This window comes from Ferdinandcohnia sp. QZ13 (genome assembly GCF_031324165.1).
In the GTDB taxonomy this organism is placed as follows: domain Bacteria; phylum Bacillota; class Bacilli; order Bacillales; family Bacillaceae_L; genus Ferdinandcohnia.
This window is the reverse complement of the sequence record NZ_JAVIVW010000001.1, coordinates 2,296,602-2,309,938: the sequence shown is the minus strand read 5'-3', so window position 1 is coordinate 2,309,938 and position 13,337 is coordinate 2,296,602. Positions and strand designations below refer to the sequence as shown.

Here is a 13,337-nt window from a genome sequence, read left to right as displayed (position 1 = left end):
TCTCATTAATATTATTCAAAGTTTAACCTCTACCATAGTACCTTAAAATTAACCAATCATTCGTTCATTTCGACCATTTTCTACCCATTTCCCGAGCAATAATTGTATATAGATGCGGGAATATGAAGTTGTTTGTAGAAAATCAGCTACATGGGACTAGGAGAACCGTCCCTCTGAATCCCGAATTTTTTTAGGCGGTATTGGAGGTTTTGGCGGCTCATTCCGAGTGCTTCTGCCGTTTTTGTGATGTTATTGTTACATTGCTGTAGGACTTGTTTTAAGTATAGGGTTTCGATACCTTCCATGTATTCGTCTAGCCGTTGAATGTCTGTTTTTTCTGTAAGTTTTGGGTTCGCCGTTGTTGCCAGTTCCGGTTTGGAATGTGTCTTTTTTCGAAAGTGGAGAGGGAGATGATTATAGGAAATGGCATCCTCATAGGTAATAACGTTCAATGCTCCCTCAATAATATGCTCTAGTTCCCGAACATTTCCCGGCCAGTCGTATTGCATAAAAACCTGTAATACGCGTTCCTCAATCTTTGTTACATTCAATCCAAATAGATGATTATATTTTTCCATGAAGGTGTACGCAAGCTCACGAACGTCTTCCTTCCGATTTCGTAGTGGCGGGATAAAAAGGGTTACAACACTTAGCCTGTAATATAAGTCTTTGCGAAGTCGTCCTTTTGAGATGGCATCAATAGGGTCCTCGTTCATCGTTGCAAGGATTCGTATGTCCACCTTTTTATCTTTCGTATCACCAACTCGTCGGACCGTTTTCTCTTGGATGACACGCAAAAGCTTTGCTTGTAACGCTGGATTCAATGAGTTGATCTCATCTAAAAGCAAAGTACCACCATTGGCTTGCTCAAATAAGCCGGGGCGATCAATTGCACCAGTGAATGCTCCTTTTTTTGTACCAAAAAGGATGCCTTCGATTAAACTGTCTGGTAATGCAGCACAATTTTGAGAGATAAAGGGAGCAGAAGATCTATTGCTTCCATTGTGAATACTTTGGGCAAAAAGCTCTTTTCCAGTTCCAGTATCTCCAATGATGAGAACAGAAGAGTTTGTCCGAGTTGCTCGCTTGCTAGCCTCAATGACCTCTGAAATAGCAGCACTGCTTCCTATGATGCTATCAAATGTATAATGTGTATCACTTCTTCGATTCATATTTTCACGAAGGAGTTTCTCTAGTTTTGTCACATCACGAGCGATTTCCATCGCTCCCATTTGCTTTCGGCCATCCATAATCGGGATGGTGTTGTTAATAGTGGTAATTTCCTGACCGCGATTATTATAATACGTCTGTTTTGCGTTTTTTATCGGTTCACCATTCTTAAGGACTTGGAGCAATGTGCTGTCTTCGTTTTTATCAAACGAAAATACATCAACAAGTTTCTTATTCAAAACATCATGTTGGTTCATTTCTTCAATTTGCGCCATTTTCTGATTGTAGATTATGGTTGTTCCTTCTAGGTCTACAACATGGATGCCAACATCAACTTCATTAACTAACTGTTCAGTCGCCTTTCTTTTTAATAGCTCAACCTGTTTCATGTTATCGCCACCTTTTCTTTATTATAAGAGAAATAAATGAAAGCGCATATAATTTTTGCGTTGTTATATGGAAAAGAAAAGACCTTTTGCATGAAAATGAGGCTAACGCAAATAAATTTTGCTTTTAGTATGTTCTAAATGAAAATATCATAGATTCTTTAACTAGTCAGAAACTGTTTTTGGTCATGCGAAACCTCAGCAACAAGCAGTTTTAAGTCCGAAATGGCAGGCTCGTCAAAAGTTTGGCATGGTTCTTGCATAAGATAAGAGGCAGGAAGCAATTCTTATGGACTAATGAAAAATGGAGGATAAATAGATGACTCAAAGGAAAGTGAATTCAAAAGCCATCATTGAACAAACAGAAAAATTTGGAGCAAACAACTATCACCCACTACCAATTGTTATTTCAAAAGCAGAGGGTGTATGGGTGGAGGATCCTGAAGGCAACAAATACATGGATATGTTAAGTGCCTATTCAGCCGTTAACCAGGGACATTGCCATTCTAAAATTATTCAAGCCTTAAAGGATCAAGCAGACCGCGTAACATTAACATCCCGTGCATTTCATAATGACCAGCTCGGTCCGTGGTATGAATTAATTTGTAAAATAACCAATAAAGAAATGGCGCTTCCAATGAATACGGGGGCAGAAGCTGTTGAAACAGCTATTAAGGCAGCTCGCAGATGGGCATATGATGTAAAAGGAGTCCAAGAAAATCAAGCTGAAATTATAGCTTGTATTGGAAACTTTCATGGTCGTACCATGACGGCGGTATCCTTATCATCAGAGGAAGAGTATAAGCGTGGCTTTGGTCCGATGCTACCGGGAATTAAACTTGTTCCTTATGGTGACATTGAGGCACTCAAGAATGCAATCACTGAACATACAGCAGCGTTTCTAATTGAACCGATTCAAGGAGAGGCTGGAATTATTATTCCACCAGAAGGTTTCCTCAAGGAAGCTTATGAAGAATGTAAACAAAATCAGGTTCTATTTATTGCAGATGAAATTCAAGCTGGACTTTGCCGTTCCGGTAAAATGTTTGCCTGTGAATGGGATGGGGTAGAACCTGATATGTATATATTAGGAAAAGCGTTAGGTGGTGGTGTGTTCCCGATATCCTGTGTAGTAGCAAACAAGGATGTGTTAGGAGTGTTTAATCCGGGGTCACATGGATCTACATTCGGTGGAAATCCAATGGCTTGTGCCGTATCCATTGCCTCAATGAATGTATTAGTAGAGGAAAATTTAGCTCAACGTTCATTAGAACTTGGCGACTATTTTCTAAATCAATTAAAAGAGATAAAAAATCCAAAGATTAGAGAGGTCCGCGGTCGCGGTTTATTTATCGGTGTTGAACTAACAGAAGCGGCTCGTCCATATTGTGAGGCATTAAAGCAAGAGGGCTTGCTCTGTAAAGAAACGCATGATACGGTCATCCGATTTGCTCCACCATTAATTGTAACAAAAGAAGAGCTAGATTGGGCAATCGAACGAATAGTGAATGTTTTAGGATAAAATGAAAAAGGATCAAGACTTTTTGTTTTGATCCTTTTCTGTTTACTTAAGGCATTTCGTCCTCTTTTACTCGGTTTTTAAAAGCTTCATGAGAGACGATGCCTTCCATTTGTTCAAATTGTCGACTATGATCTTTTTCTTCACTTATGCTGTTCTTAGGAAAGTTGCCAGGATGGCCTTTTTCTTTATGGTTAAAGCTTTTTCCACGTCCCATATCCATTTCTCCTTTCATCTACTTTCCTACGTAGTTTTTGCATTCCTGTATTTTGTATGTATTTACTTTATCTGAAAAAGCTCGGAGTAGTACTTAACTCCTAATATTTGTAAAAATTGAATAGTTGTCCTCTTTGGAGAATATGTTCAATTACTGGATTATTCATATTTTTATAAAGGGGGAAAAGCCATGCAAACAAAGGTAGAAAAGAAAGTTCTCATTGCAAGCCTTGTAGGTAGTTCGATTGAGTGGTTTGATTACTTTTTGTATGGGACTGTTGCCGCGCTTGTTTTTAATACAGCCTTTTTCCATAGCGACGATCCAACTGTAGGACTTATGTTGGCTTATGCTTCGTTCGCACTGTCGTTTTTCATCCGACCGCTTGGTGGAGTTATTTTTAGCCATATTGGCGATAAAATCGGAAGAAAGAAAACCCTAGTCTTAACACTTTCACTTATGGGTGGGGCGACAGTTCTTATGGGATTCCTTCCTACATATGAGCAAATTGGGGTTATTGCACCGATTTTACTCATTGTACTGCGCCTTATTCAAGGAATTGGCCTAGGCGGTGAGTGGGGAGGTGCGCTTTTACTGGCAGTTGAATATGCACCAAAGGAAAAACGTGGATTATTCGGAAGTGTACCACAAATGGGTGTCACAATTGGATTATTGCTCGGAACTTTGGCTTTGTCTTTAATGACTTTATTGCCAGATGCAGCTTTTATGTCATGGGGCTGGCGTGTTCCATTCATCCTAAGTGCATTACTTGTCATATTTGGATTATGGATTCGTAAAGGAATTGAGGAAACACCTTCTTTCAAAAAGGTACAAGAGAAGGGTGAGGTGGCTAAGATTCCGTTTTTTGAAACGATGCGCACACATTGGAAAGAGGTTTTAATTGCAATAGGAGGAAAGGTTGTTGAAACGGCTCCATTCTATATTTTTGGTACATTTATCGTATCATATGCAACAACACAGCTCGGCTTCTCACGTACAGCCACATTAAATGCTGTTACGATTGCAACGATTGTAACAACCATTCTAATTCCAATCATGGGGAATTTATCCGATAAAGTGGGACGTAAAAAGCTTTATGTCGGTGGAACCATTTTAATGATGTTGTATGCATTTCCTTATTTTTGGCTGCTCCATCAAGAATCAGTGGCCTTATTAGTGGTTGCAACGATTTTAGGACTTGGGATCATTTGGGCTCCAATTACCGCTGTACTTGGAACGATGTTTTCGGAGATTTTCAAATCAAATGTCCGCTACACTGGAATTACCTTGGGGTACCAAATAGGGGCAGCAGTCGCAGGAGGAACAGCTCCACTAGTTGCAACGGCATTACTTGCAGCATTCAATGACTCCTATGTGCCTGTTGCATTATACATTATCTTAACTGCTGCGATATCCCTCATTGCTGTTGCGACCGTACGTGATCGTAAAAATGAAGACTTGGATAGCGAGGAGACAGCCTAGCTTTTTAAGGGAATCGCAGGTTGCGGTTCCTTTTTCCAATGAATGCTATGATGAGGAAAAGAAAGAAGGGGATACCATGCTTATATTATCAGAGTCTCAAATTCGATCACTATATTCGATGTCTGATGCCATTCGGGATTTAGAGGAGGCACTTACATACTATGAAGAAGGAAAAGTAGTAAATCCTCATCGAACAGTCATTAATTTTCCCGAGAAGGAGGCATCTGCTTTATATATGCCAAGCTCTATGGCACCGGTTGGAAAATCTGCGGTTAAAGTCGTAGCCATTTTTCCACATAATCCATCCCTGGGTAGAAACACTACACAAGGTGTCATTTTATTAAGTGACACTGACAATGGGGAGCACCTTGCTTGCTTAAATGCTTCTTATCTCACGCGATTGCGGACTGGTGCAGTCAGTGGGATTGCAACAAAGCATTTAGCCAAAAAAGATGCGACCTCTGTTGTAGTGATTGGAACAGGGGCTATGGCCGAGGAACAGCTACAAGCAGTTTTAGAAGTCCGTGAAATCAAGGAAATTATGCTTTTTAACCGTACGAGGGAGAAGGCTATCGCTTTTGAAAAAAGAATCCCAGAATTGAGCCCAAGATATTCTGGTTCAATTACAATCATAGATGGTCCCGACGAAGCTGTTGCTAAAGCAGATATTGTCATTTGTGCAACACGCTCTGCGGCACCTGTTTTCTCAGGGCAAGCTTTACAACTTGGAACACATATTAATGGAGTTGGCTCTTATCTTCCGCATATGCAAGAGGTTGATGAAGAAACGATTCTGAAGTGCTCAAAGATCGTAGCCGATACGATAGAAGGGGTAAAAGACGAAGCTGGCGACTTCATCATTCCAGTAAATAAAGGAGTGTGGAGTTTTGATGAACTGCATGGAGAATTGAGTGAGCTTGTGGCTGGGAAAAAAGGTGGTCGGGACAAGGATGAGGAGATTACATTTTTTAAATCAGTCGGGACAGCATATTTTGATTTAGCAGTAGCAGCCGCAGTCTACGAAAAAGCGATAAAGAATGGAGTAGGGACAGAGGTTGAGGTGTAGTTGGTAAAGGAGTAGCCTTTAGGGCTACTCCTTATTTTTGCTTTTAGGATATACTAATACTAGATTTTAAATTTGAGGGGAGTTCTTGTAATGAACGAAAAAGATGCACAGTTTTATATATCACATCTCGGACTTGAGGCACATCCAGAGGGCGGGTTTTATAAGCAGACTTTTGCTTCAGATGTGATGATCGATACGGAGCAAGATAACCAAAGAAAATTGTATACGAGTATATATTTTCTGCTAAGATCTGAGGATATATCCCATTTACATCGATTAAAATCAGACGAGCTCTGGTATTACCATGGTGGTAGCTCATTAACCGTCCATATCATTGACGAATCAGGAGAATACAAAGAAATGCAGCTTGGGCTTAATCTTGACAAAGGAGAGGTTCCACAGGTACATGTGCCTAAAAATTCGATATTCGGCTCTTCCGTTAAAGAAGAAAATACTTTCTCACTTGTAGGCTGTATGGTTTCACCTGGATTTGAATTCGTGGACTTCGAATTGTTTACACAAGAGGAACTACTCAATGAATATCCACAGCATGAATCAGTTATCCGCAAGCTAGCACTCGAGAAAAAATAGAGTAGAATAGTAAAAATGTCATTTTTCGATATATAACAGCTAAAATTTAGATGGGTGAATTCCATTTAAACAAGCGTTTGATTGAATTTTCAAGTGCTTGCTGCTATTGGCTTAGACTGCCAAACAAACATTTGTTTGAAATGAATATTGCAAAATGAAACAGATAGTTTTGAAACCATATTTCAATAATAGTTTAAAGACGCCTTTCCAATGCAACAGGAAGGCGTTTTTTCAATGATTTAAAGCGTCTATCGTGCACCGGAGATTCTTGAGAAGGAAGCCGAAGATATTTTACATTATAGGTAGATTGAATTTTCTAAATAAACGGAGGGGTTCGAATGATAAGAAGAACGGCAGAGCCATATAAAATTAAGGCAGTGGAACCATTAGCAATGCTACCGTATGAGGAAAGAAAAGAAGCATTGGAGGGAGCTGGCTACAATACTTTTTTGATTGATTCGCAAGATGTCTATATTGATCTCCTAACAGATAGTGGGACGAGTGCAATGAGTGACCGTCAATGGGGTTCCTTAATGGTTGGGGATGAAGCTTATGCGGGAAGTAAAAGCTGGAAAAGGCTGGAACAGGCAGTAAGAGAGATTTATGGGTATAAGTATGTTTTGCCAACACACCAAGGACGGGGAGCGGAAAACATTTTATCCCAATTAAAAATAAAGCCGGGTGATGTGGTTCCTGGGAATATGTATTTTACAACAACTCGTGCCCATCAGGAGCTAAATGGAGCGAGATTTGTTGATATCATTATTGAAGAAGCACATGATTCAACGATTGAGCATCCGTTTAAAGGGAACATTGATTTATCTAAATTACAGGCTCTTATTCAGGAGGTTGGGGCAGAGCGTATCCCGTATGTTTGTGTGGCTGTAACCGTAAATATGGCAGGAGGACAGCCAGTCAGTATGAAAAACATGAGAGAGGTCTATAACCTATGTAAAAGTCATGGAATTGACGTAATGTTCGATGCCACACGCTGTGTAGAGAATGCTTATTTTATCAAGGAACGAGAAGGGGGTTATGAAAAATATCGGATTAAGGATATTTTAAAAGAGATGCTTTCCTATTCAGATGGATGTACAATGAGCGGGAAAAAAGATTGTTTGGTTAATATCGGAGGATTCCTCGCGATGAATGACGAGGAGCTTTACGCAAGATCACGTGAATTGGTGGTTGTATATGAAGGGATGCCATCCTATGGAGGAATGGCTGGCCGTGATATGGAAGCAATGGCACAAGGAATCTATGAATCAATTGATGATCATTATATCCATCACCGTATTCAGCAGGTTCGTTATCTTGGACAGCAGTTGATTGAGGCAGGAATTCCAGTTGTTCAGCCGATTGGGGGTCATGCGGTCTATTTGGATGCAAGACAATTTTTATCCCATTTAAACCAGGAGGAGTTTCCTGCTCAAGCATTGGCAGCAGCGTTGTATTTAGATTCAGGTGTTAGGGCAATGGAAAGAGGAATTGTCTCTGCGGGGAGAAACAAGGAAACTGGCGAACATAACAAACCAAAGCTAGAGCTCGTTCGATTAACCATCCCTAGAAGGGTATATACGAATAATCACATGGATGTCGTAGCTGATTCGGTAATGGCCCTCTATGAAAAGAGAAATCAGATTAGTGGGTTACGAATGGATTATGAGCCTCCTACACTACGATTCTTCAATGCAAGGTTTTCCCCACTATCAGAAGATTTAAGGTTAATTGCAGAAGAATAGGATGATCGCCAGCCCATTTACGATCATGGGCTGGCTGTCTTTTATTTGTTTTTTACTAAATAAGGACGGTCATTTTCCCAATGAACATGAACCGGAAGATTAAAGAAGTTTGAAAGAATTTCACTTGAAATGATTTGTTTCGTTTGTCCAGAAGCAAATACTTCGCCATTTTTTAGAAGCAATGTTTTATTAAACACGGGAAGAATTTCTTCCACATGATGGGTAACATAAATAATGGTTGGCGAATCATCTTTAGTGGCGAGTCTTTCAATAGAATCTAATAATTGTTCTCTTGCGATAAAATCCAACCCATTTGTAGGTTCGTCCAAAATGAGAATCGACGGATCTGCCATTAATGCGCGCGCAATCAATACTCGTTGTTTTTCACCCTGTGATAGAGTTGCATATTCCCGATTAGCATACCCAATACACCCAAGCTCCTCAAGTAGTTCAATTGCTCTTTCCCGCATTTCGTCTGTAGGAGTTTCATACAAGCCGATGGATGCGAAGGCTCCACTTAAGACAACCTCGAACGCGTTATCAGTCGGGTAGAATTTTTGCTGTAAAGAGGAGGAAACAAAGCCAATATTCTTACGAAGTTCCTCACCAAGATACATCTTTCCGAATGTAAACCCAAGAACGGTAGCGTTGCCACTTGTAGGGAAATTATAGGCGTTGATTAAATCCAATAACGCTGTTTTTCCAGAACCATTCAAACCGTAAAGTACCCAATGCTCGCCTTGATCAATTTGCCAAGTAATATTTTGTAGAATATGCATATTGTCACGTCGAAGTGTCACATTCACCAAATCCAAAACCATTATAGTTCCCCTCCTTAATTATAAAATAATAATATCAAATAATTCAGATAAAGGTGAACTAAGAAAGGTCGTGGAAATAAGGAAAATTAGGCTGATACATAATCCCTTTACATAATCTTTACAGGGAATTTACAATGCTTGTTTATAATTTTTACTATATAGGTAAAAAGACATGGAGTTTGGGGGTTCTATAGTTGGGTAAAAAGTTGCGTAAAGCGAAAATGCTAGATAAAGAGAATAATGGCAGAAAAGGGTTCTTACAGGGATTTTTACAAAGAGTGAATTTGAGTGCCCGATTATTTATCCTGTTTGTTTCTTTACTCGTGATATCTGTTGTGACAGTAGGAACAGTCTCTTACATAAAGGCAAAAGATATGACAATTGAAACAATTGAAAATCGATTAGTACGTGAAGCAGAGTTAATGGGCTATATTGCAGAAGGGTTAAAGTTTGTTTATGTCGGTAAAGACGATTACGATTATTTTATGCAGCAGATAAATGGGAATGTTCGAGTACAGCAGAAGAAGCTTGAATCAGATGGGATACAGGCAGAGTTTTTCTATATTCGAAAATCAGAAGTAGTCCCTTTCATGGTGAGTAAAGATGCAATACCAACTATTTCAGAAAAAACAATCAAAGAACTAGTTAATCGCAAAAATGGTGTCATTCATGAGAGGATTAATGGTGAGGATTACACAATTTCGTTTCATATGATTAAAGAGATAGACGGAGTTTATGGAATCCTTATCCCAACGAAATCCTATACAGGTCCAATCGACCAAATGGCGTATTTTACCTTGCTTGTGATGGCTGTTAGTATCATTGTGATGACGGTCGTGATTATCCTATTAGTTCGAACAATTGTAAAACCATTAGGTGCATTACGTAATACAATGAAAGAAGTAAGGGAAGGAAATCTTAAGCATTCAGTTGATATACGTACAACGATTCCGGAAATTACTTCATTGCATAAGAGCTATAATGCAATGATTGATCAAATGAGAAGTATGTTAAATGAATTGAAGACATCAACTAAAGAATTAGAAACAACAGGCGATGAATTAAATGTTTCATCTAGAGATGCACTTGAATCAAGTCATCAATTAATCTTGGCGATTGATACAGTAAGACAAGGTGCAGAGCAAACAGCAAGCAGTTCAGAGGAGAGTGCATTAGGATTTAAGACGATGTCAAATCGGATAGTAGATATTATGAAAAACATGGAAACTGTCATCGATAGCTCAAAGAATATGAATTTCTCAGCAGGCCGTGGTGAACAAAATATGGGACAGTTGATTACAACCATTCAATCATTTGAAAGTGATTTCAATCGTCTCACAAAAACAATTAGAGAAGTGAAGGAATATTCACTCGAGATTACCTCGCTTGTGGAGTTGGTAACGGAAATCGCGAAACAAACAAAACTGTTAGCTTTAAATGCAACCATTGAAGCAGCACGTGCGGGTGAAGCCGGAAAAGGATTTGCTGTCGTAGCCCAAGAAGTTCAAAAGCTTGCTGAGCAATCAACGAAAGCAACTGATGAAATTACAAACGCCATCACAAAAATGGAGTCTATTACATTACTCGCTTCAAAGGAATTTGACCAAATGCTGGTCCAAATTAATTCCAACCTCCAATTGGCAAATGACTCAAAAATCTCTATTAATGAGTTAATGCAAGGGATTTATGAGGTCAGTGGAAACATTGAAGTTATGCAGGAAGAATTGACTGGGCTCGAGAGCATTGTACCAGAACTACAGCAATCTGTTACGCAATTCTCATCTGTTTCACAAGAGACATTAGCGAGCGCTGAAGAAATGTTAGCCTTTAGTGAAAGTCAAATTCAACAAATGGAAAATACAAACGGGGTAGGAAAAAGACTACATAATCTGTCAAAATCTCTATCAGAAATCACTCAGCGTTTTAACGTTAAGTAAGGAAAGTTCAGGTCATTCAGCAAATTTTTTTGTTGAATGGCCTTTTGTGCTAGTTGGACTATTTGAGGTATACTTTTTATATAACGTTTTTTGATAGGGGAGTTTCGGTTATGGCTTATAAAAAGGTTCATTGGGGTATTATTGGTTGTGGGAACGTGACAGAAGTAAAGAGTGGTCCGGCATTTCAGAAAGTCGCGAATTCTGAGTTGGTTGCGGTGATGCGAAGAACAGGCGAATTAGCGAAGGATTATGCTGAGAGACATCATGTACCGAAATGGTATGACAATGCGGATGAGCTTATTCAAGACCCAGAGGTGGATGCTATTTATATCGCAACACCGCCGGGCTCTCATAAAGAATATACACTGAAGGCTGCAAAGGCTGGCAAGCCCGTTTATGTTGAAAAGCCAATGGCACGAAATTATGAGGAATGTGTAGAAATGATTGAAGCCTGTAAAGAGGCAAATGTTCCATTATATGTCGCCTACTATCGTAGAGCGCAACAAAGATTTTTGAAAATAAAAGAGTTGCTGGAAAATGGGGCAGTAGGGGAAGTACGATTTGTATCAACGACACAATACCGGAAAGCAACCGAAGATCCAAATGCTCTGCCATGGCGAGTACAACCTGAAATGTCAGGTGGGGGATTATTCTTTGATTTAGCAAGCCATACCCTAGATATTTTAGATTTCCTGCTTGGACCAATTAAGGAAGTACACGGCTTTGCCTCAAATCATGGCGGTCGTTACAAAGCGGAAGATATTGTAACAGGTACCTACTTATTTGAATCAGGGATCCATGGTGTTGGCAATTGGTGTTTTACCGCATTTCAAGATGAGGATCTCAATGAAATCGTCGGTAGCAAAGGAAAGATTACATTCTCTACTTTCGGTAATGAGCCAATCGTATTAACAACCCTGAACGGAACAGAAGAGTGGAGTTTTGATCGCCCTCAGCATGTTCATCAACCACTTGTGGAAACCATTGTAGCTGAATTGACAGGTAAAAGTGGAGTTTGCCCAAGCACAGGTGAATCGGGTGCACGAACAAATTGGGTAATGGGAGAAATGGTAAAAGCGTATTATGCAGTTAAATAAAAATAACGAAAGGCGTCCGTTTTAACGGTCGCCAATTTGCTGTTTCCAAAAAGTTCTTTGAAAGAATTTAAAATATTGTATAAGTTGCATAGTCCATTTTACATAAGATTGTGATAAAATAGTTGATATTATTATCAGAATAATATAAGATTTCGATTAAATAATTATTTTTAAAGATTTATATTAAACGAAAGCTGGGATTAACATGACGACAGATTTTAAACTTGACATCACCCTTACAACTCAGAAGAAAGAGATTCCTCCATTTGACCAATTGGTGTTTGGAACAAGCTTCACGGACCATATGTTTATGTGGGATTACACAGAAGGAAGAGGATGGCACGATGCTCGTATTGTCCCTTATCAATCCATTCCATTAGATCCTGCAGCGACCGTTTTCCATTATGGTCAATCCGTATTTGAAGGATTAAAAGCCTATCGTACAGAGGACGAGGAAATTTTATTATTCAGACCGGATCAAAACATGAAGAGATTCAATAAGTCAAACCAGCGCTTAGTTATGCCGCAGTTTGACGAAGAATTTGCCCTTCATGCATTGAAGAAGCTAATTGAAATCGATAGAGCTTGGGTTCCAAATCTTCCTGGCACTTCCTTATATATCCGTCCATTTATGATTGCTACGGAAGCACATCTTGGCGTCGATCCGGCTAAAAACTATAAATTAATGATTATCTTATCCCCAGTAGGCTCTTATTATAAAGAAGGTATCAATCCTGTAAAAATTGCAGTAGAGAATAAATTTGTTCGTGCCGTAGCAGGCGGTACAGGTGATGCAAAAACAGCTGGTAACTATGCTGCAAGTTTACTAGCATCAGAAATTGCAGGTGAAAATGGATATTCCCAAGTATTATGGCTTGACGGTAGAGAGAGACAATATATTGAAGAAGTAGGTAGCATGAATATCTTCTTTAAGATTAATGGAGAAGTGATTACGCCTGCATTAAACGGTAGTATTCTTGATGGAATCACTCGTAAGTCTATTATTGAACTCTTAAAATACTGGAACATCCCTGTAACAGAAAGAAGAATTTCGATTCATGAAATCCAAGAAGCCTATAATGAAGGTATTCTTGAGGAAGTCTTTGGAACGGGAACAGCTGCTGTTATTTCACCGGTTGGAGAACTTTTCTATAATAATGAAAAGCTGATCATTAACAACGGAGAAACAGGTGCGTTATCGAAAAAATTATATGACACCATTACCAGCATTCAAAATGGTACAGAAGAAGACGTATTCGGATGGACTGTAAAATTATAAAATTTAAAAATAGTGTTTACCCGATGGGGTAGA

At 39.2% G+C, this 13,337-nt stretch carries 11 protein-coding genes; 8 read left to right on the top strand and 3 right to left on the bottom strand.

The window, feature by feature from the left end:
* Positions 1-146 precede the first annotated feature (146 nt).
* Positions 147-1,559 (bottom strand): sigma-54 interaction domain-containing protein, encoded by a 1,413-nt coding sequence (locus RGU12_RS11240; protein WP_309536173.1) that lies wholly within the window; start codon positions 1,557-1,559, stop codon positions 147-149.
* A 316-nt stretch (positions 1,560-1,875) separates the two neighbouring features.
* Between RGU12_RS11240 and RGU12_RS11235 the strand changes: the two genes are divergently transcribed.
* Positions 1,876-3,078 (top strand): ornithine--oxo-acid transaminase, encoded by a 1,203-nt coding sequence (locus RGU12_RS11235; RefSeq protein ID WP_309536172.1) that lies wholly within the window; start codon positions 1,876-1,878, stop codon positions 3,076-3,078.
* Positions 3,079-3,124: 46 nt separating this feature from the next.
* Here RGU12_RS11235 and RGU12_RS11230 read toward each other — a convergent pair whose 3' ends face one another.
* Complete coding sequence (locus tag RGU12_RS11230) at positions 3,125-3,292, bottom strand: hypothetical protein (RefSeq protein ID WP_165439160.1); 168 nt, start codon at positions 3,290-3,292, stop codon at positions 3,125-3,127.
* 189 nt (positions 3,293-3,481) lie between these two features.
* Between RGU12_RS11230 and RGU12_RS11225 the strand changes: the two genes are divergently transcribed.
* The 4 genes from RGU12_RS11225 (at position 3,482) to RGU12_RS11210 (ending at position 8,170) form a co-directional block, all read left to right on the top strand.
* On the top strand, positions 3,482-4,771 hold the full coding sequence (locus RGU12_RS11225) for an MFS transporter (RefSeq protein WP_309536171.1): 1,290 nt from the start codon (positions 3,482-3,484) through the stop codon (positions 4,769-4,771).
* Between the two features lie 76 nt (positions 4,772-4,847).
* Entirely contained in the window at positions 4,848-5,837 is a 990-nt protein-coding gene (locus tag RGU12_RS11220) for an ornithine cyclodeaminase family protein (protein WP_309536306.1), read from the top strand.
* Positions 5,838-5,927: 90 nt separating this feature from the next.
* A complete protein-coding gene (locus RGU12_RS11215; protein ID WP_309536170.1) occupies positions 5,928-6,428 on the top strand; it encodes a cupin domain-containing protein in 501 nt (166 codons plus the stop codon).
* A gap of 338 nt (positions 6,429-6,766) precedes the next feature.
* On the top strand, positions 6,767-8,170 hold the full coding sequence (locus RGU12_RS11210) for a tyrosine phenol-lyase (RefSeq protein WP_309536169.1): 1,404 nt from the start codon (positions 6,767-6,769) through the stop codon (positions 8,168-8,170).
* A gap of 41 nt (positions 8,171-8,211) precedes the next feature.
* Here RGU12_RS11210 and RGU12_RS11205 read toward each other — a convergent pair whose 3' ends face one another.
* The gene (locus RGU12_RS11205) at positions 8,212-8,991 is read right to left on the bottom strand and encodes an ABC transporter ATP-binding protein (protein WP_309536168.1); all 780 of its coding nucleotides are present in this window, start codon (positions 8,989-8,991) and stop codon (positions 8,212-8,214) included.
* 194 nt (positions 8,992-9,185) lie between these two features.
* Here RGU12_RS11205 and RGU12_RS11200 point away from each other — a divergent pair, with 194 nt between their 5' ends.
* The 3 genes from RGU12_RS11200 (at position 9,186) to RGU12_RS11190 (ending at position 13,304) form a co-directional block, all read left to right on the top strand.
* Positions 9,186-10,928 (top strand): methyl-accepting chemotaxis protein, encoded by a 1,743-nt coding sequence (locus RGU12_RS11200; RefSeq protein ID WP_309536167.1) that lies wholly within the window; start codon positions 9,186-9,188, stop codon positions 10,926-10,928.
* A 110-nt stretch (positions 10,929-11,038) separates the two neighbouring features.
* On the top strand, positions 11,039-12,025 hold the full coding sequence (locus RGU12_RS11195) for a Gfo/Idh/MocA family protein (RefSeq protein WP_309536166.1): 987 nt from the start codon (positions 11,039-11,041) through the stop codon (positions 12,023-12,025).
* Positions 12,026-12,230: 205 nt separating this feature from the next.
* Entirely contained in the window at positions 12,231-13,304 is a 1,074-nt protein-coding gene (locus tag RGU12_RS11190; protein WP_309536165.1) for a branched-chain amino acid aminotransferase, read from the top strand.
* Positions 13,305-13,337: the final 33 nt, after the last annotated feature.

Bases quoted from the DNA above. Each gene is read 5' to 3' on its own strand.
- RGU12_RS11240 (WP_309536173.1), bottom strand. From the start codon at position 1,559: ATGAAACAGGTTGAGCTATTAAAAAGAAAGGCGACTGAACAGTTAGTT.
- RGU12_RS11235 (WP_309536172.1), top strand. From the start codon at position 1,876: ATGACTCAAAGGAAAGTGAATTCAAAAGCCATCATTGAACAAACAGAA.
- RGU12_RS11230 (WP_165439160.1), bottom strand. From the start codon at position 3,292: ATGGGACGTGGAAAAAGCTTTAACCATAAAGAAAAAGGCCATCCTGGC.
- RGU12_RS11225 (WP_309536171.1), top strand. From the start codon at position 3,482: ATGCAAACAAAGGTAGAAAAGAAAGTTCTCATTGCAAGCCTTGTAGGT.
- RGU12_RS11220 (WP_309536306.1), top strand. From the start codon at position 4,848: ATGCTTATATTATCAGAGTCTCAAATTCGATCACTATATTCGATGTCT.
- RGU12_RS11215 (WP_309536170.1), top strand. From the start codon at position 5,928: ATGAACGAAAAAGATGCACAGTTTTATATATCACATCTCGGACTTGAG.
- RGU12_RS11210 (WP_309536169.1), top strand. From the start codon at position 6,767: ATGATAAGAAGAACGGCAGAGCCATATAAAATTAAGGCAGTGGAACCA.
- RGU12_RS11205 (WP_309536168.1), bottom strand. From the start codon at position 8,991: ATGGTTTTGGATTTGGTGAATGTGACACTTCGACGTGACAATATGCAT.
- RGU12_RS11195 (WP_309536166.1), top strand. From the start codon at position 11,039: ATGGCTTATAAAAAGGTTCATTGGGGTATTATTGGTTGTGGGAACGTG.
- RGU12_RS11190 (WP_309536165.1), top strand. From the start codon at position 12,231: ATGACGACAGATTTTAAACTTGACATCACCCTTACAACTCAGAAGAAA.